This window comes from Candidatus Sodalis pierantonius str. SOPE, from assembly GCF_000517405.1.
Taxonomy (GTDB): Bacteria; Pseudomonadota; Gammaproteobacteria; order Enterobacterales; family Enterobacteriaceae; genus Sodalis_C; species Sodalis_C pierantonii.
In genome coordinates this window covers 747,959-769,964 of the sequence record NZ_CP006568.1, presented here as the reverse complement: position 1 = coordinate 769,964, position 22,006 = coordinate 747,959, and the positions used below count along the sequence as shown (strand labels likewise).

The window sequence follows — 22,006 nt, the reverse complement described above, 5'->3', positions numbered from 1 at the left end:
GCACGAAGATATGTTCGCCGCGCTGGAAAAGACAAAACCCCGTGCTTTGGGAAACACGGAGTTTTTGAATGGTTGGCGGTGCGGACGGGACTCGAAACCGCGCCCCCCGGCGTGACAGGCCGGTATTCTAACCGACTGAACTACCGCACCGCACTTGTGCTTTGTCGAGAAAGCGAGGCGAATAGTAAAGTCACGACTGAGTAACGTCAATGCTTTTCATGCGCTGCAAAATCGTTTGCTGATAAAATGCAGCACCCTGCGCTCATTTTGACCTGACGGGACGGTTTTATTCGCTTTGTGCAGGGCTGTCTTCCCGCCACAGACAGCTGCCGCCCTTTTTCTGCACCAGATCCAACCGCTGCTCATGGGCTACGACTTCCTCATCGCTGGCGTAAACGATCTTCAGCGACGTTTGGGCTCGCTGCACCCGCTGAATTTTCACGGTGTCGCCCACCTCGCGCTGCTCCTGCTCCCCTTCCATCGCAAAACGCATGGCGGTCTGGCCGCCGGTCATCAACAAGAAAACGTCCGCCAGGATTTCGGCGTCGAGCAAAGCGCCGTGCAGGGTACGCTTACTGTTATCGATCAGATAGCGGTCGCACAACGCGTCCAGACTATTGCGCTTCCCGGGGAACATTTTGCGCGCCAGCAGCAGGCTGTCCGTCACCTTGCAAAAGGTGTCGGTTTTAGCGATACCGCGATTAAGCATCGCAAACTCATAGTCCATAAAGCCAATATCGAAGGGGGCGTTATGAATGACCAATTCGCCGCCGCGAATGAACTGTAAAAATTCATCCGCCACGCCGGCAAACGTCGGTTTATCCGCCAGAAACTCGTCGCTGATGCCGTGGACATTGAACGCTTCAGGGTCTACCAGACGGTCCGGTTTCAGATAGACGTGGAAGTGCCGACCGGTCAGGCGGCGATTAATGACCTCCACCGCGCCGATTTCGATAATTCGGTGTCCTTCGTAGTGGACACCCAACTTGTTCATGCCGGTGGTTTCAGTATCCAGAACAATCTGTCGCGTAATGTCAGTGCTCATAATGCTCGTTTATGTCAGACTTGGACTTTTAACATGGAGCAAGTTTACCAGAGATGCGCAAACAGGTTGAAATTTTCACCGACGGTTCGTGCCTGGGTAATCCCGGCCCCGGCGGCTATGGCGCAATATTGCGCTATAAACAGCATGAAAAAACCTTCAGCGCCGGTTATCGCCTGACCACCAACAACCGTATGGAGTTGATGGCGGCCATCGTGGCGCTGGAAGCGCTGACGGACGCCTGCGAGGTCGTGCTCAGCACCGACAGCCAGTACGTCCGTCAAGGGATTACCCAATGGATTCATAACTGGAAAAAACGCGGCTGGAAAACCGCCGAGAAGAAACCGGTGAAAAACGTCGATTTATGGCAGCGGCTGGACGCAGCCATTCAGCCTCATACCCTGCGCTGGAATTGGGTGAAGGGCCATGCGGGCCATCCGGAAAACGAACGCTGCGACGAGCTGGCGCGCACCGCCGCCGGCCATCCGGCTTTGGAGGACATCGGCTATCGGGTGGAAGCGCAAACGGGCGGCGGCCGGGCGGATTAAAGCTGTCTTACTCCTCTTTCCAGGAATGCCGCTGCCGGCAACTGCGGGTGGTGGCGTTTACCGGCCGGCGCAAACCCCGCGTGGACGCTTTGTTTTTCAGCGGCGTCAGGCTGAGGGGAAACGTGCGCTTGCGCGCGACTATCACGCTCAGGCAACCAATTGCGGGGAAATGGGTACTGAGTAGCCGCCCCCCTTGGCGTCGCCATGGCAACACCTGCAGATGGGTACGGTGCAACACCTCAAAATTAAGCACCCCCAGCCAATCCAACAGCCGCATCTGCGTATACATTCGGCTTCTGTACGGCTGGCGACGAAAAAGGATCGGGCAGATCTTACCAAGCCCCAGCATGCTCACCGGGTTGAACGTCGAGATGACGAGCCAGCCGTCATCAATGAGGACCCGATCGACCTCCCGCAGCAGCCGGTGCGGATCGCCGGTATAGGATAAGGTATGGGCCAGTAAGCAAGCGTCTGCCGACTTATTGGCGAACGGCAGTTGGTAAGGATCGGCGATAACGTGCAAACCTTCGCCCTCGAGTCCCACGTTGACCTGGTGGGAAATCGCACAATCACCGGTATCCAGATCCGCGCTCAACGCGCCGATTTTGAGTAAATGAAACCCGAACAGTTTAGGCCACCACGCTTTCAAACCCTGCTCCAGCGCCTGGCGGTAGTAAGCCCCGCAGGGAATATCGTCCCATGAGGCAGGCGCCACAATAGTCTTGTTACTTTGCGCTGGTTTCATGTTTGTCTATCTTCTAAGGGCCATAGAGAAATAACGAGGTTAACAATGAATCTTATCAGCATTCCCGCACTGGCGGATAATTACATTTGGCTTTTACACAATGACGACAGCCAATGCCTGGTGGTCGATCCGGGCGAGGCGGCGCCGGTGTTACAGGCACTTGCCGACCGCCACTTAATCCCTGTAGCTATTTTATTGACCCATCATCATCATGACCATGTGGGCGGTGTCGCCGAGCTGCTGCGGCATTTCCCGGTGCCGGTCTATGGCCCGGAGGAAACCCGCGCCAAGGGCTCGACCCGGATTGTTAACGAAGGCGATACACTGACCTTACTGGGTCATACCTTCAGCATAATGGCATTGCCCGGTCATACACTCGGACATATCGGATTTTACGGCGCCCCCTGGCTTTTTAGCGGCGACACGGTTTTTTCCGCAGGTTGCGGTCGACTTTTCGAGGGCACGCCCAAGCAAATGTACGCATCTTTTCAAAAGGTTAATCAGCTTCCCCCCGATACCCTGATCTGCGCCGCTCATGAGTATACTTCAAGCAATTTGGACTTCGCCGCCGCCCTCTTGCCTCAAGATAGCGTTATCACAGGTTATCAACGTGAAATTAAAGAGTTACGTCTGAAAAACCAGCCTAGCCTGCCCACAACGCTGCATTTAGAGCGGCAAATTAATCTTTTCTTACGTTGCCATGACATTGATTTACAAAATAAATTAAACGCTCACCCTGCTTCCGGCGAGGAATGGCGTGTTTTTGCGGCATTACGCGAGAAGAAGGATCATTTCTGAAGGTTTTAGTTGTAATATCCCAGCCTTCAAAGTATCATTGCGCGTCTTTTAAGCTAAGCGACTATTGACATACAGATGACATACAGATGAAGACTCATGCGATCTTATTCGCCTCGGTCTTGCTGGTGGGGTGTCAGGCGTCCAGGCAGGACACACCGCCCCCCGAACAGCATGCACAGAGTGTTTCTTCGGCAGGTCAAGGTGAAGCGGGAAAGTACACAGATGATCGAGCGGGTACCGCACGATGGCATGATATCAACAACAGCCTGCCGCAAGGCGATTTGTGGAACTTCATTGGCGACGAGCTGAAAATGCAGATACCGGATAACGCCCGGGTCCTCGAGCAACAAAAGCGTTATTTGAAACAGAAGAGCTATCTCCACGATGTAACATTACGGGCAGAGCCGTACATGTACTGGATAGTCGAGCAGATTAAGCAACGTAAGATGCCGATGGAACTAGTACTGCTACCCATAGTGGAGAGCGCTTTTGACCCGAAGGCAACATCCGCCTCTAACGCGGCTGGCCTTTGGCAGATAGTTCCCCAAACAGGCAAGAATTATGGCCTGAAGCAGAACCAATGGTATGACGGCCGCCGTGATGTGGTGGCGTCCACCACCGTGGCGCTGGATATGATGCAGCGGCTTAACCGTATGTTCGACGGCGACTGGTTATTGACTATTGCCGCCTATAATAGTGGTGAAGGTCGTATTATGCAGGCCATCAAGCGTAATAAGGCCAAAGGCCGCCCCACCGACTTCTGGCCGTTGGCGCTGCCGCGTGAAACCACCATCTATGTTCCGAAGATGCTTGCGCTCAGCAACCTCATTAAGAATAGCAAACAATTTGGCATCGCGTTGCCTAAATCGAATGCACAACGCGCACTGGCGCGGGTGGAAGTCGGCCAGCAAATGGGTCTGACGCAGGCGGCGGAAATGTCCGGCCTGTCGCTGACCAAGCTGAAAAGCTTTAATACCGGCTATAAGCGCAACGTGACGGCGCCAAACGGACCGCATTATATCATGCTGCCCAAGGCGCATGTTTCACAGTTGTGCACCTCGCTGGCGGAAGGCGATATTGCGACGGTGCAGTCCACGCAGTTGGCGGATAACAACCTCGGCAGCGGCAGCTATGAGGTGTGTGCCGGTGATACCTTATCCGGCATCGCCAAGCGGTTGAACGTCAAAACCGCTGATTTGCAGAAATGGAATAACCTGCGCAACGCGCGCAGCCTGAAAGTGGGCCAAACGCTGAAAGTTGGCAGCGGCTCGATGCAGATTGCCAATAACAACAGCATCACCTATCAGGTACGCAAAGGGGATTCTCTGGCGAGCATCGCCCGCCGGCACGGCGTCGATATCAAGGACGTCATGCGCTGGAACGATGCGTTGGACAATGCCAACAACCTGCAGCCGGGGCTTAATCTGACACTGTTCGTCAACGGCAAGTCCACGGACTCTTAATCTATCGCTTGCCACACCCTGCCCGCGGCGGTGTTAGACGACGGTAAGTTGTGTCCGAGCGGGCTCGAATTCGACCAGCAAAGGGTTATGGTCAGAAGCCTCGGTTACCAGCACCGACGCCTCGCAGACGTTCATATCGCGGTAAAAGACGAAATCCAGCGGCCGGCCAAACGCCCGTTTGCGCTGATCGTCGACAAATCGCACCTCGCCCAGCCCCATCCGTTCCGCGAACCGGTAGAGCGCCAGCATACGCTGCCGGCTCCAGGCATTGAAATCCCCCGCCATGATAACCGGGCCGCTATGATTGCGGATCTGCTCACCAATGGGGTCGAGCTGTTTACTGTACACATCAATGCCCAGGCTGAAATTTACCGCGTGGATATTGACCACCATGAGCAGTTGCCCGTTATAGATGGGATACACGGTGACCAGAGCCGACTTGGCTAACCGCAACAGGGGCTCGCGCTCGCGCAGCGGACAACAATAGACCGGATGCGCGGCGGAAAGGGTCATGACCCCCGACGGATGCTGCGGAAAAATGAGTGCGGGAACCTGGTCCGCCGCCAAATAATGCGAGGTAGCGAATCGGACCAGCTCAGGTGTGGTCTGCGCTTCCTGTAACAGGACCAACTGGGCATCTTTACCAAACCCTTGGAGTACCGACAACCAATTGGCGCGCTGCTGTTTATAGATATTCCATACCATCACCCGCAAAATGCGCGAGCCCGGCAAAGGTTCTCCCGCCGGTAGCGCCTGACCTAACTGGCCAGAGGCAAGAGGTGGAAAGATACGCTCGACTGGCTGGCCCGCGACATACCTGACGGCATATATTTTTTTTGGCACGGTTACCGCCTATTCAACTAAGTTTTGCGCCTGTGGCGGTGTTTGAGTTAATTCCCGCTGTTTTAGTCCACAGACACCTGACTACCCTACGCTTTTATAAGCTCTCGACCCGGCAAATTCAATGTGGGGCCATGACATATTGACCCGCCCCACACAGTATATCACAAAAGCGCCCCTGCCTTGGACGAGACCGCCTGCTGCGGCAACGACGACGCTCTGGGCGTGTTCGCCCCGCCTCGCTCCCTCTCTACTTGGCTGGCTTGATCAGCCGGGAGTGAAGCGTGCCGCCACCAAGTACTGCACTATAGTCCAGTATTCACTACTGCCAAACTTGTTTATCGTGAGAGTTTAAAAGTCGAGCAGCCGGCAACGCGCTGCAATCGATAGCATAATCAAGAGGAGTTGAGAGATGGTGGACAACGGCTTTTGCATTATTCATGGTAATATCAATAAAGATATCAGTCTGTTGGCACATTGCTGCAGCGGTAATATCGAAATGCTGCGCAACGGCTGCCTGTTTACCGGCCGCAAAACGCCGGTGCAAAGTTATCGCTTTGCAACCGGTAGCGCTTATCTCATTGGATCGCTGCGTAACAAGCGCCTACTGCGCCATCTGGCGACACATTTTACCGGTGGCGTACCGGTGGTTAACGGGGCTGAAGTGCTCTACCAGCTTAGCACGCAATTGGGCTCGGCCGCCCTTGGTCTTGCCGAGGGCGACTTTTGCTTCTTTATCGAGGATCGCAATGGCACTTTGACGCTGCTGACCGATGCCCGCGGTCAAAATCCTGTTTATTTGGTCAACATCGGCGATCGTTGGATTACTGATAAACTAAAACTTATCAGCGCGCTACATGACCGCGATATTCAGCACGACCCGCAGGGAAGCGAAACGACCCCGAGCGTAGGCTGCCATATTCAGCGCATTCTACCGGGAACGCTTAACGTATTTCGCTTTAGCAACGCCGACTGTGAAGTCTGCGAGAGTCGGCAATTATTGCGCCCGGCAAAAATGCCGCTGTCGATAGAGGGCGGGATTCAATGAAGGCGTTACTGCTTGCGCTGTTTGTCTCCGCCGGTGCGGCGGGCACCAACCTGACGCCGGTTCCGTTAGTACCGGGCGATAATCGGGTAGACATTGATGGCAATGGCAAACCCGATCTGGTAATTCTGGGGCAATTCGATAACAATCACACGCATAATTGCCACGGCATCAGCTTTTTTATTCACCACCCGGACGGCGGATTCAGCATGGTGCCCATCGCCAACAGCGATAAGTTCGTTTGGCTCGATAGTCGCCTCACCGCCAGCTCAGCCAAAGTGTTGGTCAACCGCTTGTTTCACGATGGTAGGCGTTACTATCTTGTCAAAGCGCAAAATATGGCGTTAATCTGTATACGCTACTGCCGGTGAGATTTACTCTCTACCTGCTCGGTAAGCATCAGGGTGAACTCGGCGAGCCGCATTACCGCTGGCACGCCTGGCGCAGCTTTCTTAGCCAGCGGCGCTATGCCTCCGTTGAGGAGTCCTTTGCGGAGATTGCCAGCCTCAATCCGGACACTTCCCCAGAGCGTTATGTTGCGCCAGTGCCCGAAACCGCCCCCTGAGCCCACCTCGCCGCGACCGTCGATGGCTGTGGCAACCTAAGACCTAGCAGCCTGAGGATTAGCTAGGTAAGCCTTCACTCACCGGCGAAAAAACAAGGCAAAAAAGCCCTGAACCAATGTTAAGGGCTTTCAATGGGAGTGGCGGTGCGGACGGGACTCGAACCCAGGCATTGAGCCTGTTTAGAAATTTGTGTATTTGCCTGATTTTGATATGTTCAATCCAACATCAAAAACAGGTTAATTTATGGACGAAAAACAGTTGCAGGCTCTGGCTAACGAACTGGCCAAAAATCTCAAAACCCCTGAAGATCTCAGTCACTTCGATCGGCTGCTGAAAAAAATTAGCGTCGAAGCAGCTCTCAATGCCGAAATGACCCATCACCTCGGCTACGATAAAAATCAGCCTAAACCGGGGACCAACGCCCGCAACGGCTATTCCACAAAAACCGTTACCACTGGCGATGGCCCGCTGGCGCTGCGTACTCCGCGCGATCGTGACGGTTCCTTTGAACCGCAACTGGTGAAGAAGAACCAGACCCGGATTACCGGGATGGATAACCAGATTTTATCGTTGTACGCCAAAGGGATGACCACCCGCGAGATCGCCGCCGCGTTCAAAGAGCTGTATGACGCCGATGTCTCGCCGGCGCTGGTCTCAAAGGTCACCGATGCGGTCATGGAGCAGGTTGTCGAATGGCAAAACCGGCCTCTGGATGCAGTCTATCCCATTGTTTATCTTGACTGTATCGTTCTAAAAGTCCGGCAGGACAGCCGCATCATCAACAAATCTGTGTTCCTGGCGCTGGGCATCAACATCGAAGGCCAGAAAGAGTTGTTAGGTATGTGGCTGGCCGAAAACGAAGGCGCAAAGTTCTGGCTGAACGTGCTGACAGAGCTGAAAAACCGCGGCCTGAACGATATCCTTATCGCCTGCGTAGACGGGCTGAAAGGTTTCCCTGACGCTATTAACGCGGTGTATCCGGAGACGCGGCTCCAGCTGTGTATCGTGCATATGGTGCGCAACAGCCTGCGGTTCGTCTCCTGGAAGGACTACAAGGCCGTCACCCGCGACCTGAAAGCTATCTATCAGGCCCCTACGGAAGAAGCCGGCTTGCAGGCGCTGGAAGCGTTCTCCAGTGCCTGGGACATCCGCTACCCGCAAATAAGTCGAAGCTGGCAGGCAAACTGGGCCAATCTGGCCACGTTCTTTGCCTACCCAACGGACATCCGCAAGGTGATCTACACGACCAACGCCATCGAGTCGTTAAACAGCGTGATCCGGCATGCCATCAAAAAGCGCAAGGTGTTCCCGACCGACGACGCAGTGAAAAAGGTGGTGTGGCTGGCGATACAGGCGGCCTCACAGAAATGGACAATGCCTTTGAGGGACTGGCGCATGGCAATGAGCCGCTTTATTATCGAGTTCGGTGACCGCCTGGACGGTCACTTCTGAGAAAAGGCATTTACACAGAATCGTGTACAGGGTCTCTGGATGCAGTCTATCCCATTGTTTATCTTGACTGTATCGTTCTAAAAGTCCGGCAGGACAGCCGCATCATCAACAAATCTGTGTTCCTGGCGCTGGGCATCAACATCGAAGGCCAGAAAGAGTTGCTAGGTATGTGGCTGGCCGAAAATGAAGGCGCAAAGTTCTGGCTGAACGTGCTGACAGAGCTGAAAAACCGCGGCCTGAACGATAGAGCTCGTACCGGATTCTGTGTAAATGCCTTTTCTCAGAAGTGACCGTCCAGGCGGTCACCGAACTCGATAATAAAGCGGCTCATTGCCATGCGCCAGTCCCTCAAAGGCATTGTCCATTTCTGTGAGGCCGCCTGTATCGCCAGCCACACCACCTTTTTCACTGCGTCGTCGGTCGGGAACACCTTGCGCTTTTTGATGGCATGCCGGATCACGCTGTTTAACGACTCGATGGCGTTGGTCGTGTAGATCACCTTGCGGATGTCCGTTGGGTAGGCAAAGAACGTGGCCAGATTGGCCCAGTTTGCCTGCCAGCTTCGACTTATTTGCGGGTAGCGGATGTCCCAGGCACTGGAGAACGCTTCCAGCGCCTGCAAGCCGGCTTCTTCCGTAGGGGCCTGATAGATAGCTTTCAGGTCGCGGGTGACGGCCTTGTAGTCCTTCCAGGAGACGAACCGCAGGCTGTTGCGCACCATATGCACGATACACAGCTGGAGCCGCGTCTCCGGATACACCGCGTTAATAGCGTCAGGGAAACCTTTCAGCCCGTCTACGCAGGCGATAAGGAGATGTTCAGGCCGCGGTTTTTCAGTTCTGTCAGGCACGTTCCAGCCAGGAATTTTGCGCTTTCGTTTTACGGCCAGCCATCATACCTAACAAATTTTTTTTGCCCTTTGATGTTGATGCCCAGCGCCAGGAACACAGATTTGTTGATGATGCGGCTGTCCTGCCGGACTTTTAGAACGATACAGTCAAGATAAACAATGGGATAGACTGCATCCAGAGGCCCGGTTTTGCCATTCGACAACCTGCTCCATGACCGCATCGGTGACCTTTGAGACCAGCGCCGGCGAGACATCGGCGTCATACAGCTCTTTGAACGCGGCGGCGATCTCGCGGGTGGTCATCCCTTTGGCGTACAACGATAAAATCTGGTTATCCATCCCGGTAATCCGGGTCTGGTTCTTCTTCACCAGTTGCGGTTCAAAGGAACCGTCACGATCGCGCGGAGTACGCAGCGCCAGCGGGCCATCGCCAGTGGTAACGGTTTTTGTGGAATAGCCGTTGCGGGCGTTGGTCCCCGGTTTAGGCTGATTTTTATCGTAGCCGAGGTGATGGGTCATTTCGGCATTGAGAGCTGCTTCGACGCTAATTTTTTTCAGCAGCCGATCGAAGTGACTGAGATCTTCAGGGGTTTTGAGATTTTTGGCCAGTTCGTTAGCCAGAGCCTGCAACTGTTTTTCGTCCATAAATTAACCTGTTTTTGATGTTGGATTGAACATATCAAAATCAGGCAAATACACAAATTTCTAAACAGGCTCAAAGCCAACGGCTCAAGGCCACAACCTTCAAATCGACATCGTTTATAGCGTGGACTACCAGGGTATCTAATCCTGTTTGCTCCCCACGCTTTCGTACCTGAGCGTCAGTCTTCGTCCAGGGGGCCGCCTTCGCCACCGGTATTCCTCCAGATCTCTACGCATTTCACCGCTACACCTGGAATTCTACCCCCCTCTACGAGACTCTAGCCTGCCAGTTTCAAATGCAGTTCCCAGGTTGAGCCCGGGGATTTCACATCTGACTTAACAGACCGCCTGCGTACGCTTTACGCCCAGTAATTCCGATTAACGCTCGCACCCTCCGTATTACCGCGGCTGCTGGCACGGAGTTAGCCGGTGCTTCTTCTGCGGGTAACGTCAATCGATGGCGCTATTAACGCCATCGCCTTCCTCCCCGCTGAAAGTGCTTTACAACCCGGAGGCCTTCTTCACACACGCAGCATGGCTGCATCAGGGTTTCCCCCATTGTGCAATATTCCCCACTGCTGCCTCCCGTAGGAGTCTGGACCGTGTCTCAGTTTCAGTGTGGCTGGTCATCCTCTCAGACCAGCTAGGGATCGTCGCCTAGGTGAGCCATTACCCCACCTACTAGCTAATCCCATCTGGGTTCATCCGATGGTGTGAGGCCCGAAGGTCCCCCCCTTTGGTCTTGCGACGTTATGCGGTATTAGCTACCGTTTCCAGTAGTTATCCCCCTCCATCGGGCAGATCCCCAGACATTACTCACCCGTCCGCCGCTCGCCGGCAAAGAAGCAAGCTTCTTCCCGCTGCCGCTCGACTTGCATGTGTTAGGCCTGTCGCCAGCGTTCAATCTGAACCATGATCAAACTCTTCAATTAAAAGCTTGATGCTCAAAGAATTAAAACTGGTATTCTTATGAATATTCGTTGTTCACTCTCCAAGACTTGATATTTCGTGTATCGATATCGTCTTGTGAGTGCCCACACAGATTGTCTGATAAATTGTTAAAGAGCGTGGTCGGAAGGGTATTTTCTCTACCGGCGCGGGTGGCGCATATTACGTTTTCCCGCTGTAGAGTCAAGCTTTTATTTGCCCGTCGCGGGCCGCTTGCCTCTGGCTGAGCCGGTGGGTCGTAGCGACTGTTCCCGGTCAGTGGAGGCGCATTATAGGGCCTTCCCGGATGGTGGCAAGCGCTAAATGCAAAATAAGTTTTAACTGGCGAAATATGCAGCAACCGCGACAAAACCGCCGTTGGCAATAGAGGCGCATTCGGACAAAAAAAAGCGCCCCGAACGCCGCCTGGCCACAGTCGAGATGCGGTTCAATAAAAAAGCCGACGAGACTGCGCACGAAGCACTGCCCCAATAGCGCGGTTAACCAATGCATTAAACGTCGCCAAGGTCAGCGCGGCTAATCCCTGCATTAAACGCCGCCAAGATCAGCACGGCTAACCGCTGCATTTGACACCGCCCAGGTTAGCACGGCTGGCCGATATCAAGCTCCGGCCCGACGGGGGGCCCGCGGTAATTCCCCCCTGCCCGCCGGGCGTGGATTATTGGCTGGCGACGATATGATCGTCTCGTACCTCAAGCTTAACCGGTTTACCCGGCAACAACTGACCAGATAGGATCTGCTGTGATAGCGGGTTTTCGATCTCTTGCTGAATGGCGCGCTTCAGCGGTCGTGCGCCATACACCGGATCGAAACCGGATTTGCCGAGCAGCGCCAATGCCTCATCGCTGATGGTGGCAGTATAACCCCGCTCTTCCAAACGCTGGTACAGACGCCGCAGCTGAATCTGCGCAATCTCGGTGATGTGCTCGCGGCTCAGCGGATGGAAGACGACAACTTCGTCCACACGGTTGAGAAACTCCGGCCGGAAATGATGGCTGACCACTTCCAGCACGACATCCTTCATCTCCTGATAGTTCATCTGGCCGAAACGCTCTTGAATGATGTCCGACCCCAGGTTAGAGGTCATGATCACCACGGTATTGCGAAAATCCACCGTACGTCCCTGACCATCGGTCAGACGTCCGTCATCCAATACTTGCAGCAGAATATTGAAGACATCCGGATGAGCTTTTTCGATCTCATCCAGCAGAATCACCGAATAAGGCCGACGGCGCACCGCTTCGGTCAGATAGCCCCCTTCTTCGTAACCGACATAGCCAGGAGGGGCGCCAACCAACCGCGACACCGAATGTTTTTCCATAAATTCGGACATGTCGATACGCACCATGGCATCGTCGCTATCGAACAAGAATGTCGCCAGCGCTTTGCATAGCTCCGTTTTACCTACCCCGGTCGGCCCCAGGAACATAAAGGAACCGATGGGCCGGTTAGGATCCGCCAGTCCCGCACGGCTGCGGCGAATGGCGTTAGACACCGCTTCCACCGCCTCATTCTGGCCAATAACCCGCTGGTGCAAATCCTGCTCCATACGCAGCAGCTTCGCCCGCTCGCTTTCCAGCATCCGCGATACCGGGATACCCGTCCAGCGGGCCAGCACTTCGGCTATCTCAATATCGGTCACCCGGTTACGCAGCAGGCGTAGACCTTTGCCCTCGGATTGGGAAACCGCCGCCAGCTGTTTTTCCAGCTCGGGGATTTTGCCATACTGCAATTCAGACATCCGCGCCAGATCACCGACGCGACGCGCCTGCTCAATCGAGATCTTTGCCTGTTCCAGTTCCGCTTTCAAATGCTGCGTGCCCAACAAAGAGGCTTTTTCCGCTTTCCATTCCTCTTCAAGTTCAGAATAAGCGCGCTCTTTTTGCGCCAGTTCATCATTGAGCATCGCCAGCCGTTTGAGACTAGCGTCATCCGATTCTTTCTTTAGCGCCTGCTGTTCCAGCTTCAGTTGAATGATTCGGCGCTCAAGACGATCCAGCTCTTCCGGTTTGGAGTCTATTTGCATACGAATGCTGGATGCGGCTTCATCGATAAGGTCAATCGCTTTGTCCGGCAGTTGCCGGTCGGCAATATAGCGATGGGACAGCGTCGCGGCGGCGACAATGGCCGGGTCGGTTATCTGCACATGGTGATGCAGCTCATAACGCTCTTTCAATCCGCGCAGGATAGCGATGGTATCTTCAACGTTCGGCTCGGCGACAAAGACCTTTTGGAAACGCCGTTCCAGCGCCGCGTCCTTCTCGATAAATTTGCGGTATTCGTCAAGCGTCGTCGCCCCCACGCAATGCAATTCGCCGCGCGCCAGCGCGGGTTTGAGCATGTTACCGGCGTCCATCACACCGTCGGCCTTGCCGGCGCCCACCATGGTATGCAACTCGTCGATAAACAGGATGACATTGCCTTCCTGCTTGGACAAATCGCTCAATACGCCTTTCAGCCGCTCTTCAAATTCACCGCGGTATTTCGCGCCGGCCACCAGCGAGCCCATATCCAGCGACAACACCCGGTTGTTTTTTAGGCCTTCGGGTACTTCGCCGTTGACGATACGCTGCGCCAGCCCCTCGACAATGGCGGTTTTACCCACCCCGGGTTCACCGATGAGAACCGGATTATTTTTGGTACGACGTTGCAACACCTGAATCGTGCGGCGAATTTCTTCGTCACGGCCAATCACCGGGTCGAGTTTGCCCTGCTCGGCGCGCTCGGTCAGGTCGATGGTGAACTTTTTCAGCGCCTGGCGCTGATCTTCCGCGCCCTGATCGTTTACCTGCTCACCGCCGCGCATTTGCTCAATCGCTTGGGTAATCGTCGCCGTCGTGGCGCCCGCCGACTTCAGCAGCTCGGCCAGCGTACCGCGCGATTCCAGCGAGGCCAGAACAAAGAGTTCTGATGAGATGAAACTGTCGGCGCGTTTTTGCGCCAGCTTGTCGCACAGGTTCAGCACGCGCACCAGATCTTGCGAAGGCTGCACATCGCCCCCGGTGCCCTCCACCTGCGGCAGGCGCTCGCAGGCCTGCGCCACCGCGCTGATAAACGGCACGATGTTGACGCCGGCGGATTGCAGCAGCGGACGCACGGTGCCGCCTTCCTGCTTCAGCAGGGCCGTCATCACGTGTAAAGGTTCGATAAATTGATTGTCGCGCCCGAGGGCCATGGACTGGGCATCGGCGAGGGCAAGCTGGAATTTATTGGTAAGACGATCCAGACGCATAACTCCTCCCATATTGGTCAAAATTGCTACTCTGGAGATTAAATAAGGTCGTTTATTTAAAATTCAAGGGATATTTCGCCAATAAGCGGGAAGATTGTTGCTATCCATCCTGGATCGTCTTGGGCAAGAGATTATATCAGCCAGACCAAAGTTGCCATACGTCCGGTGACACCATCGCGCCGATAGGAGAAAAAAGTGTTGTTTTCCTGCACTGTGCAATGCTTACCGCCATATATGGCGCGGATTCCGGCCGTTCTCAGACGTAAACGCGCCAATTGATAGAGATCGGCCAGATATTTTTCGCCCCGCGGGACGAACGCGCCGGCGGCCGCGGGGTCGTGACGGGTAAAGGCGTCTTTAACCTCAGCGCCCACCTCAAACGCCGTTGGCCCAATGGCCGGACCCCGCCAGGCGAGTATGTCCGCGCGCGGCGCCTGAAACGCCGCCAGCGTCTGCTCCAGCACGCCGGCGCATAATCCCCGCCAACCGGCATGCGCCGCGGCCACCTCCCGCCCTCCGCGATCGCAAAACAGCACCGGCAAACAATCGGCGGTCATCACGACGCAAACCTCGCCCGGCCTGCGGGTGTAGACCGCATCCCCGCGCAGCGACGTCGGCGCCGCGTCCTCTAACACCACCACATCGACGCCGTGCACCTGGGTCAGGTAGTGCGGCGCGGCGGGAAGATGCGCCAGCGCCCTCAGCCGAGGGCGATTTTCGGCAACGGCGTCGGGATCATCCCCGACATGATCCCCCAGGTTGAGCGAATGCCAAGGCGCTTGGCTCACGCCGCCCTCGCGGGTCGTGCTACAGGCGCCAACCTGGGAAGGCGCGGGCCAGTCGGGCAGAATAAGCCGGCTCACAGCCAATCCATACTTTCTTTAAACAGTTCCGTATCCTCTTTCAACGCCGCTATCAGCGCCACCATATCCTGCGGCAGCGGAGCATGCCATTCCATTTCAATCGAGGTGATGGGATGGTAAAGCCGCAGCAAGGTGGCATGCAGCGCCTGGCGATCAAAGCGGCGCAGCACTTCGTTAAACGCTTCACTAGCGCCTTTCGGCGGTCGAGGACGGCCGCCATAAAGGGGATCGCCCACCAGCGGATGGTTGATATGCGCCATATGGACGCGGATCTGATGGGTGCGGCCGGTCTCCAGACGCAGGCGCAGGCGCGTATGGGCGTGAAAATGCTCCATAATGCGGTAATGGGTCACCGCTGGCTTTCCCATCGGATGGACCGCCATATGCGTCCGCTTGGTAGAGTGGCGGGCGATTGGCTGCTCCACGGTGCCGCCGGCGGTCATGGTGCCGATAGCCACAGCTTCATATTCGCGGGTAATTTCCCGCGTCTGGAGCGATTCCACCAGGCGGGTTTGCGCCGGCACGGTCTTGGCCACCACCATCAAACCGGTGGTATCTTTGTCCAGACGATGAACGATCCCCGCTCGGGGCACATCCACGATGGGAGGGAAATAGTGCAAGAACGCGTTCAACACGGTGCCATCGGCATTGCCGGCGCCAGGATGGACCACCAAATCGCGGGGTTTATTGATGACAAGAATATCGTCATCTTCATAAACAATATTCAACGGGATAGCTTGCGCTTCCCAGCGCGGCTCTTCTTCGATAATAGCTTGTATTTCAACGAATTCACCGCCAAACATTTTCTCTTTTGGCACCGCCGTGACCCGTCCGTTCACCCTCACCCGGCCGTCAAAGATCCAGGCTTTTATCCGCGATCGTGAATAATCAGGGAACATTTCAGCCAAAGTCTGATCTAAACGTTGCCCGAGTTGTGATTCATTCACCGTTCCGGTGAGGTGTTGATGCTGTGCCATATAATGTATCTTCGTTAACGTTGGGTTTTCACGGCGATGCCGTTTAAAATAGTATGCTATTGTAGCTGGTCTCATCCGGGAGCTAAACGGACAGTCTCCCGGAATAACACTCTGAGGATAAGCAAAACGTCATGATGCGTATGAAATATCTGGTGGCAGCCGCCACACTGAGCCTGGTGCTGGCGGGTTGTTCCAGTAACAAAGACGCCGTTCCCGATAATCCCCCCTCCGAGATCTATGCTTCCGCGCAGCAAAAGCTGCAGGACGGTAATTATAAAGGCGCTATCAAGGAGCTGGAGGCGCTGGATAACCGCTATCCGTTCGGTCCCTACGCGCAACAGGTTCAGCTTGACTTGATTTATGCTTACTACAAATCCGCCGACCTGCCGCTGGCGCAAGCCTCCATCGACCGTTTTCTGCGGCTTAATCCCACCCATCCGAATGTCGACTACGTACTCTACATGCGTGGTTTGACTGATATGGCGCTGGACGACAGCACATTACAGGGATTCTTCGGCGTGGACCGTTCCGATCGCAACCCGGAGCATGCGCGCGCGGCGTTTCGCGATTTCACGCAGCTGATTCGGGGTTATCCGAACAGCCAGTATGCCATGGATGCCACCAAACGTCTGGTTTATCTCAAAGACCGGCTGGCCAAGCATGAACTGTCGGTGGTGGAGTACTATAACAAACGCGGCGCCTATGTGGCGGTGGCCAACCGCGTTGAGCAAATGCTGCGCGACTTCCCCGATACGCAGGCGACGCGCCAGGCGCTGCCCTATATGGAAAAAGCCTATCGGGAATTACAGTTGAACGGCCAGGCGGACAAAGTGACGAAGATTATCGCGTCAAACCCGGCCTAACGGCGCGGCCCAATCCAGACGGCAGCCTCGGCTGTCGTTTCGGTATGGTTAACTTAACAATATTGCCCCATTGCGCTGGCGCTGACAAGAAGATAAAACCCGTTACTGACCCCTGTTCACAGAACCCATCCCCTCAGCCGCCTTGCCGAAAAAAAAGTGATCCAAATCACACAAAAGATGCCCCTCGCGGGTATGCTTAAACTATGTAGACGGAAACACGCAGAGAGGTAGTTCTATGATAATCAACATTACCGGTAAGCAAATGGAGATCACTCCCGCCATTCGTCAACACGCGGAAGAGCGCCTGGCAAAACTGGCAAAATGGCAGACCCAGCTGATTAATCCGCATATTATCCTCTCCAAACAGCCGCAGGGTTTTGTTGCCGACGCGACGCTGAGCACGCCCAATGGGCAACTGGTGGCCAGCGCGACCCATCAGGACATGTATCTGGCGATAAACGAGCTGCTGGCGAAACTTGAACGTCAAATCAATAAAGTCCAGCATAAAGGGGAAGCGCGCCGCGGAATGTGTTAAGACCGCGAATTTTATGGCGGTATAACCCCCTAAGCCGGCGGATCTACCCGCGCACGGCAACGTTACCCCTCGATAGCGCGCCCTCAGGGCGCGTTTTATATTGACAGGGGGAAAAGCGAGCGGTTACTGTACCCCTTATCCTTATTTCCAAAGAGTTGACTATGCCGACCACCCCGTTTTTCTTCGCTTTCTTTTTTATCTTCCGATGCTAGGAGGCTGGCGCGCGTCGTGTGAGAAATAAAGCGAAGACGAACCGCAAAGCCTCCTGAACCAGTGGGCTTTTTTTGTTGGCGTGAAAGGTAACCAATATTATGAATAACAACACTTTATTGACGCTGCGCGATCGGATAAGCGCGCTGGATCTCAAATTGCTGTCTTTACTGGCGGAAAGGCGCGCTCTGGCACTGGATGTTGCGCGTAGCAAGATAGCCTCGCAACGGCCGATACGCGATATCGCGCGCGAGCGCGAACTGCTGAAACGCTTAGTCACCGAAGGCCAGAAACTCGACCTCGACGGTTTTTACGTGACCCGACTGTTTCAAATGATTATCGAAGATTCCGTGTTAACACAGCAGGCCCTGCTGCAACTGGATCTTAATCATCAAGAGGAGCGCTCTGCGCGCATCGCGTTTCTTGGCCCTAAAGGTTCCTATTCCCACCTGGCGGCGCGGCAGTATGGCGCGCGCTATTTTGAGCAGGTTATAGAGTGCGGTTGCCAAAAATTCGGCGATATCGTTCAGTTAGTGGAAACGGGCCAGGCGGAATACGGTATTTTGCCGATTGAAAACAGCAGTTCGGGTTCAATCAACGAAGTGTACGATCTGCTACAGCACACCCACCTGTCTTTGGTGGGAGAAATCGCTATTCCAATCGATCACTGCGTATTAGTTAGCGGCAGTACCGATCTGGATCGTATCGAGGTGGTCTACAGCCATCCGCAGCCTTTTCAACAGTGCAGCCAGTTCCTGGGACGTTTCCCGCAGTGGGAATTCGAGTACTGCGAAAGCACCGCCGCGGCCATGGAAAAAGTGGCACAGCTTAACCGACCCACCGTCGCCGCGCTGGGCAGCGGACAGGGCGGGGCTTTGTACGGTTTGCAGGTGCTGGAAAATAACCTGGCCAACCAGCAGGAGAACATTACCCGTTTTATCGTGCTGGCCCGCAAATCTATCGACGTCACCGAGCAGGTGCCGGCGAAAACCACGCTTATCATGGCCACCGGCCAGCAGTCCGGCGCGCTTGTCGAGGCGCTGCTAGTGCTGCGGACCCACGGTATTGTGATGACGCGCCTGGAATCCCGGCCGATACACGGCAATGCCCATGAAGAGATGTTTTATATTGATGTGCAGGCCAATTTGCGCAGTACGAAAATGCAAAAAGCATTGCGCGAGCTGCAGGCAATTACGCGGTCGCTGAAGGTCTTGGGCTGCTACCCGAGTGAAAATGTCCTGCCGGTGGATCCTGAATAACCTGTGCGGGGGGCGTCGGCGGCATCCGCCACGCCCTGCATGATAACGCCTTATTTGCGGCTATCGTTGGCCTGACGCAATAACACGCGGCTTTCCGCAAGGAAATGGTCGGCATAATCGCCGAACCAGCGGTCGATTTGGGTGAATCGCGCGATGAACGCCTGTTTATCGCCCTGCTCCAGCAACGCGATCGCCGCGCCGAAACGCCGGTAATAGCGCTTGATCAACGCCAGATTGTCCTCGAAAGCCATAATGATATCGGCATACAACTGGAGATCCTGCGCGAAGAGGCGTCCAATCATCGCTAACTCAAGCCGGTAAATCGGCGAGGACAGCGCCAACAATTGTTCCAGATCGACATTCTCCTCCGCCAGATGCATGCCGTAGGCAAAAGTGGCGAAATGATGCAGCGCCTGAATGAAGGACATGTTTTGATCGTGCTCGACGGCGCTGCTGCGGTGCAACCGCGCGCCCCATACCTGGATCTGTTCCAGGAACCACTGATAGGCCTCCGGCTGGCGCCCTTCGCAGTACACAACCACCTGCTTTGCCAGACTGCCGCTATCGGGGCCGAACATCGGATGCAGACCAAGAACCGGCCCATTGTGCGCCGCCAGCATCGCCTGTAGCGGCGCGTTTTTTACCGAGGCCAGATCGACCAGGAGGCAATCTTCCGGTAGCGTCGGCAATTGCTCAATAACCGGCACCGTCAAATGAATAGGCACGCTGACAATCACCATTCCCGCATCCGCCAGCAAGGCGTCGGCGCGCGGCCAGTCCTCTTTCTCCAGAGTGCGGACCTGGTATCCGGAAAGCGTCAGCATTTTTCCAAACAAACGCCCCATTTGTCCCTGACCGCCAATGATCACTACCGGTCGCAACTGCGGGCACAGCGTCTTAAAACCTTTATCGTTTTCGCTGGCGTAGGATTCTCGCATTACGCGACGCAACACGTCTTCAATCAAATCCGGCGGTACGTCTAATGCCGCGGCTTCCCGGCGGCGAGACGCCAGCATCGCCGTTTCACGATCGGGGGCATAGATAGGCAGACCAGCGCGGCTCTTGACCTCGCCGACCTCGGCAACCAGCGACAGGCGTTTCGCCAGCAGATCCAATAATACCTTGTCAACCTCATCGATCTTGTCCCGCAGGACGTTAAGCTCTGCTACCATGCCGCGACTTCTCCCCCTGCCTACCGCAGCGGCAACACCGTCAGCAATTCGCCGTGCAGCTGGCGCAGCAAGCTGTCGGTACTTTCCCAGTCAATACAGGCGTCGGTCACCGATACGCCGTAGCGCATGTTCTCACGCGATAGTTCCGAGGACTGGTTACCGGCATGAATATGGCTTTCCAGCATCAAACCAATAATGGAACGATTACCGGCCTTGATTTGCGCCAGCACCGACTGCGCCACCTCTGCCTGACGGCGATAGTCTTTATTGGAGTTGCCGTGGCTGCAATCGATCATCAACGCCGCCGCGAGACCTGCGGCCGCAATTTGTTGCTCACAGTCAGCGATATCGTGCGGATGATAATTAGGCTGCTTGCCGCCGCGCAGAATAACGTGTCCGTCAGGATTACCGCGCGTTTGCAGCAGACAAACCTGACCCGCCTGATTAATGCCCATAAAGCGATGGGCCATAGCCGCGGCGCGCATCGCATTAATCGCGGTGGCCAGGCTGCCGTCGGTGCCGTTTTTAAAGCCTACCGGCATGGACAGGCCCGACGCCATCTCCCGGTGGGTCTGGGATTCCGTCGTACGGGCGCCAATAGCCGACCAGCTGAAGAGATCGCCCAGGTATTGCGGGCTATTGGGATCCAGCGCTTCCGTTGCCAAAGGCAGCCCCATTCTGACCAATTCCAGCAACAAACCACGGGCGATTTGCAGCCCGGCCTCGACATCAAAAGATCCATCCATGTAAGGATCGTTGATCAGGCCCTTCCAGCCGACAGTGGTACGGGGTTTCTCAAAATAGACGCGCATAACGATATACAGCTGATCGCTCAATTCAGCTGACAGGGCTTGCAGGCGGCGGGCATAGTCAAGGGCAGCATCGGTATCATGAATGGAACAAGGTCCGCAGACCACCAACAGACGCGGATCGCGGCCGTGGATGATATCCGCAATCGTGCGCCGGGATTCAGCGATAGCGTGCTGCTCAGTCTCGCTTAAAAGAAACTGACGTTTTAATTCTTCGGGTGTGATCATTGCCTGTTCATCACTGATATGGACATTATTGAGCGCGTCTTTTTGCATGATACTGATCCTGACTCTGTGAGGTGGCCGTAAGGCGTTACATTAAACCATTACGCCGAAGCGTATAGAAAGCTACCTTACCAGCAATCATAAAGTTTTCAATCCAATAATGTAAATAAATTATTACTCATTAGGCCCAAAACTGACACGGACAGAGACGGCAGGCCTCTCTTTTCAAGGCGGCGTCGGGTCGCAATAAATTCGCTGAAGGCGCGCGATCGCGAGATAAGGCACTATGATACGCAAGCCGCGACAAGACAAAATTTAAACCTATTATTGCTCTTAGCGCGTCAAACCGCTGGTCCGAGTGTAAAAAATAAATTACACTCACCGTACAGTTTACACTGCGTCGACACGGTTTTAGGCAAAAAGCGGCTTATAGGCGCATCCGCCCTTCTAGCGGCAAAGGGTCTGTATCCTGTCAACGCGAGTGTGTTCTATGCTTAACGACGTCATTCACTAGTGATTAGCTTGATGATGATAAAACTATTTCTCATTCCTTGGGCATTGCTCTTGCTGGCAGGCTGTAGCGGCGACGATCTCGCCGCCAGTGCCCCATCACGAGATTCTACATGGCATCAGGCAGGCTATCGCGATGCTGTAGCGGGTAAAGCCGTGCGCGACAACGATACCCTGACGGAGTGGTATGGCACCCTTCAGGTCGATCGTGAGGACTATTTATCGGGATACTCAGCGGGACAGGCCGAACTCTGCCGCTCGGCCACGCTGCGTGCGTGGGGAGAAAAAGGCCGTAACTTCCCGACCAGCTGCGATGGTATCGCCAACGCCGAGCTATTACGGCAACAATGGCAAACGGGAATGGATCGCGCTAGCCATTAACGCACAGCGACGCTGCTGGCTTTAACAATGC

General features: G+C 55.1%; 18 protein-coding genes, 1 tRNA gene, 2 pseudogenes and 2 other annotated features. Of the genes and pseudogenes, 11 read left to right on the top strand and 10 right to left on the bottom strand.

Annotated features, from left to right (window positions below; translation table 11 throughout):
- Nucleotides 1-73: 73 nt before the first annotated feature.
- Together SOPEG_RS04025 and dnaQ are read right to left on the bottom strand one after the other, a co-directional pair.
- A tRNA-Asp gene (locus tag SOPEG_RS04025) sits at nt 74-150 on the bottom strand.
- Between the two features lie 136 nt (nt 151-286).
- On the bottom strand, nt 287-1,045 hold the full coding sequence (gene dnaQ / locus SOPEG_RS04020) for a DNA polymerase III subunit epsilon (protein WP_025244395.1): 759 nt from the start codon (nt 1,043-1,045) through the stop codon (nt 287-289).
- 53 nt (nt 1,046-1,098) lie between these two features.
- Between dnaQ and rnhA the strand changes: the two genes are divergently transcribed.
- Entirely contained in the window at nt 1,099-1,590 is a 492-nt protein-coding gene (gene rnhA / locus SOPEG_RS04015; RefSeq protein ID WP_025244394.1) for a ribonuclease HI, read from the top strand.
- A 7-nt stretch (nt 1,591-1,597) separates the two neighbouring features.
- On the opposite strand, the gene SOPEG_RS04010 is transcribed toward rnhA, so the two are convergent.
- Entirely contained in the window at nt 1,598-2,335 is a 738-nt protein-coding gene (locus SOPEG_RS04010) for a class I SAM-dependent methyltransferase (protein ID WP_025244393.1), read from the bottom strand.
- A 45-nt stretch (nt 2,336-2,380) separates the two neighbouring features.
- Here SOPEG_RS04010 and gloB point away from each other — a divergent pair, with 45 nt between their 5' ends.
- Together gloB and mltD are read left to right on the top strand one after the other, a co-directional pair.
- Nucleotides 2,381-3,133, top strand: a complete 753-nt coding sequence (gene gloB, locus SOPEG_RS04005; RefSeq protein ID WP_025244392.1) for a hydroxyacylglutathione hydrolase — start codon at nt 2,381-2,383, stop codon at nt 3,131-3,133.
- Nucleotides 3,134-3,219: 86 nt separating this feature from the next.
- Nucleotides 3,220-4,596: a murein transglycosylase D gene (gene mltD, locus SOPEG_RS04000; protein ID WP_025244391.1), complete on the top strand. Its 1,377-nt coding sequence runs from the start codon at nt 3,220-3,222 to the stop codon at nt 4,594-4,596.
- A 33-nt stretch (nt 4,597-4,629) separates the two neighbouring features.
- Here the strand turns inward: mltD and SOPEG_RS03995 are convergent, their stop codons facing one another.
- Nucleotides 4,630-5,439 carry an endonuclease/exonuclease/phosphatase family protein gene (locus tag SOPEG_RS03995; protein ID WP_025244390.1) on the bottom strand — a complete coding sequence of 270 codons (810 nt, stop codon included), beginning with the start codon at nt 5,437-5,439 and terminating at the stop codon, nt 4,630-4,632.
- 409 nt (nt 5,440-5,848) lie between these two features.
- Between SOPEG_RS03995 and SOPEG_RS03990 the strand changes: the two genes are divergently transcribed.
- The 4 genes and pseudogenes from SOPEG_RS03990 to SOPEG_RS24025 all read left to right on the top strand — a co-directional run.
- Nucleotides 5,849-6,484 carry a carbapenam-3-carboxylate synthase domain-containing protein gene (locus tag SOPEG_RS03990; RefSeq protein WP_025244389.1) on the top strand — a complete coding sequence of 212 codons (636 nt, stop codon included), beginning with the start codon at nt 5,849-5,851 and terminating at the stop codon, nt 6,482-6,484.
- Nucleotides 6,481-6,852 (top strand): carbapenem self-resistance protein CarG family protein, encoded by a 372-nt coding sequence (locus SOPEG_RS03985; RefSeq protein WP_051419445.1) that lies wholly within the window; start codon nt 6,481-6,483, stop codon nt 6,850-6,852. Before SOPEG_RS03990 ends, SOPEG_RS03985 begins: the two co-directional genes overlap by 4 nt.
- A gap of 438 nt (nt 6,853-7,290) precedes the next feature.
- Nucleotides 7,291-8,499, top strand: coding sequence for an IS256-like element ISSoEn2 family transposase (locus tag SOPEG_RS03980; RefSeq protein WP_025244388.1), 1,209 nt, complete (start codon nt 7,291-7,293; stop codon nt 8,497-8,499).
- A 35-nt stretch (nt 8,500-8,534) separates the two neighbouring features.
- Nucleotides 8,535-8,744: pseudogene (locus SOPEG_RS24025) on the top strand (transposase); the annotation flags it as partial.
- Nucleotides 8,745-8,779: 35 nt separating this feature from the next.
- Here the strand turns inward: SOPEG_RS24025 and SOPEG_RS25955 are convergent.
- The 4 genes and pseudogenes from SOPEG_RS25955 to rluD all read right to left on the bottom strand — a co-directional run bounded on the left by SOPEG_RS25955 (nt 8,780) and on the right by rluD (nt 16,011).
- A pseudogene (locus tag SOPEG_RS25955) lies at nt 8,780-9,994 on the bottom strand (IS256 family transposase).
- A gap of 23 nt (nt 9,995-10,017) precedes the next feature.
- Nucleotides 10,018-10,923: a sequence feature (16S ribosomal RNA rRNA prediction is too short), on the bottom strand.
- Nucleotides 10,924-11,597: 674 nt separating this feature from the next.
- Nucleotides 11,598-14,171: an ATP-dependent chaperone ClpB gene (gene clpB, locus SOPEG_RS03965; RefSeq protein WP_025244383.1), complete on the bottom strand. Its 2,574-nt coding sequence runs from the start codon at nt 14,169-14,171 to the stop codon at nt 11,598-11,600.
- Nucleotides 14,172-14,302: 131 nt separating this feature from the next.
- On the bottom strand, nt 14,303-15,034 hold the full coding sequence (gene yfiH, locus SOPEG_RS03960) for a purine nucleoside phosphorylase YfiH (RefSeq protein ID WP_025244382.1): 732 nt from the start codon (nt 15,032-15,034) through the stop codon (nt 14,303-14,305).
- On the bottom strand, nt 15,031-16,011 hold the full coding sequence (gene rluD / locus SOPEG_RS03955) for a 23S rRNA pseudouridine(1911/1915/1917) synthase RluD (RefSeq protein WP_025244381.1): 981 nt from the start codon (nt 16,009-16,011) through the stop codon (nt 15,031-15,033). The genes yfiH and rluD overlap by 4 nt, the downstream gene beginning before the upstream one ends.
- Before the next feature lie 131 nt (nt 16,012-16,142).
- Between rluD and bamD the strand changes: the two genes are divergently transcribed.
- The 3 genes from bamD (at nt 16,143) to pheA (ending at nt 18,878) form a co-directional block, all read left to right on the top strand.
- On the top strand, nt 16,143-16,874 hold the full coding sequence (bamD, locus tag SOPEG_RS03950; protein ID WP_025244380.1) for an outer membrane protein assembly factor BamD: 732 nt from the start codon (nt 16,143-16,145) through the stop codon (nt 16,872-16,874).
- A gap of 235 nt (nt 16,875-17,109) precedes the next feature.
- Entirely contained in the window at nt 17,110-17,409 is a 300-nt protein-coding gene (gene raiA, locus SOPEG_RS03945; RefSeq protein WP_038468194.1) for a ribosome-associated translation inhibitor RaiA, read from the top strand.
- A gap of 160 nt (nt 17,410-17,569) precedes the next feature.
- Nucleotides 17,570-17,697 (top strand) — a sequence feature (Phe leader region).
- 23 nt (nt 17,698-17,720) lie between these two features.
- Nucleotides 17,721-18,878 carry a bifunctional chorismate mutase/prephenate dehydratase gene (gene pheA / locus SOPEG_RS03940; protein WP_025244379.1) on the top strand — a complete coding sequence of 386 codons (1,158 nt, stop codon included), beginning with the start codon at nt 17,721-17,723 and terminating at the stop codon, nt 18,876-18,878.
- A 50-nt stretch (nt 18,879-18,928) separates the two neighbouring features.
- Here the strand turns inward: pheA and tyrA are convergent, their stop codons facing one another.
- Together tyrA and SOPEG_RS03930 are read right to left on the bottom strand one after the other, a co-directional pair.
- Complete coding sequence (gene tyrA / locus SOPEG_RS03935) at nt 18,929-20,050, bottom strand: bifunctional chorismate mutase/prephenate dehydrogenase (protein WP_025244378.1); 1,122 nt, start codon at nt 20,048-20,050, stop codon at nt 18,929-18,931.
- A gap of 20 nt (nt 20,051-20,070) precedes the next feature.
- Nucleotides 20,071-21,135, bottom strand: coding sequence for a 3-deoxy-7-phosphoheptulonate synthase (locus SOPEG_RS03930; RefSeq protein ID WP_025244377.1), 1,065 nt, complete (start codon nt 21,133-21,135; stop codon nt 20,071-20,073).
- A gap of 474 nt (nt 21,136-21,609) precedes the next feature.
- Here SOPEG_RS03930 and SOPEG_RS03925 point away from each other — a divergent pair, with 474 nt between their 5' ends.
- Nucleotides 21,610-21,975 (top strand): DUF2799 domain-containing protein, encoded by a 366-nt coding sequence (locus SOPEG_RS03925; protein WP_071882125.1) that lies wholly within the window; start codon nt 21,610-21,612, stop codon nt 21,973-21,975.
- Nucleotides 21,976-22,006: the final 31 nt, after the last annotated feature.

Coding starts and splice junctions, on each gene's coding strand:
- dnaQ (WP_025244395.1), bottom strand. CDS start 1,045: ATGAGCACTGACATTACGCGACAGATTGTTCTGGATACTGAAACCACC.
- rnhA (WP_025244394.1), top strand. CDS start 1,099: ATGCGCAAACAGGTTGAAATTTTCACCGACGGTTCGTGCCTGGGTAAT.
- SOPEG_RS04010 (WP_025244393.1), bottom strand. CDS start 2,335: ATGAAACCAGCGCAAAGTAACAAGACTATTGTGGCGCCTGCCTCATGG.
- gloB (WP_025244392.1), top strand. CDS start 2,381: ATGAATCTTATCAGCATTCCCGCACTGGCGGATAATTACATTTGGCTT.
- mltD (WP_025244391.1), top strand. CDS start 3,220: ATGAAGACTCATGCGATCTTATTCGCCTCGGTCTTGCTGGTGGGGTGT.
- SOPEG_RS03990 (WP_025244389.1), top strand. CDS start 5,849: ATGGTGGACAACGGCTTTTGCATTATTCATGGTAATATCAATAAAGAT.
- SOPEG_RS03985 (WP_051419445.1), top strand. CDS start 6,481: ATGAAGGCGTTACTGCTTGCGCTGTTTGTCTCCGCCGGTGCGGCGGGC.
- SOPEG_RS03980 (WP_025244388.1), top strand. CDS start 7,291: ATGGACGAAAAACAGTTGCAGGCTCTGGCTAACGAACTGGCCAAAAAT.
- clpB (WP_025244383.1), bottom strand. CDS start 14,171: ATGCGTCTGGATCGTCTTACCAATAAATTCCAGCTTGCCCTCGCCGAT.
- rluD (WP_025244381.1), bottom strand. CDS start 16,011: ATGGCACAGCATCAACACCTCACCGGAACGGTGAATGAATCACAACTC.
- bamD (WP_025244380.1), top strand. CDS start 16,143: ATGATGCGTATGAAATATCTGGTGGCAGCCGCCACACTGAGCCTGGTG.
- raiA (WP_038468194.1), top strand. CDS start 17,110: ATGATAATCAACATTACCGGTAAGCAAATGGAGATCACTCCCGCCATT.
- pheA (WP_025244379.1), top strand. CDS start 17,721: ATGAATAACAACACTTTATTGACGCTGCGCGATCGGATAAGCGCGCTG.
- tyrA (WP_025244378.1), bottom strand. CDS start 20,050: ATGGTAGCAGAGCTTAACGTCCTGCGGGACAAGATCGATGAGGTTGAC.
- SOPEG_RS03930 (WP_025244377.1), bottom strand. CDS start 21,135: ATGCAAAAAGACGCGCTCAATAATGTCCATATCAGTGATGAACAGGCA.
- SOPEG_RS03925 (WP_071882125.1), top strand. CDS start 21,610: ATGATGATAAAACTATTTCTCATTCCTTGGGCATTGCTCTTGCTGGCA.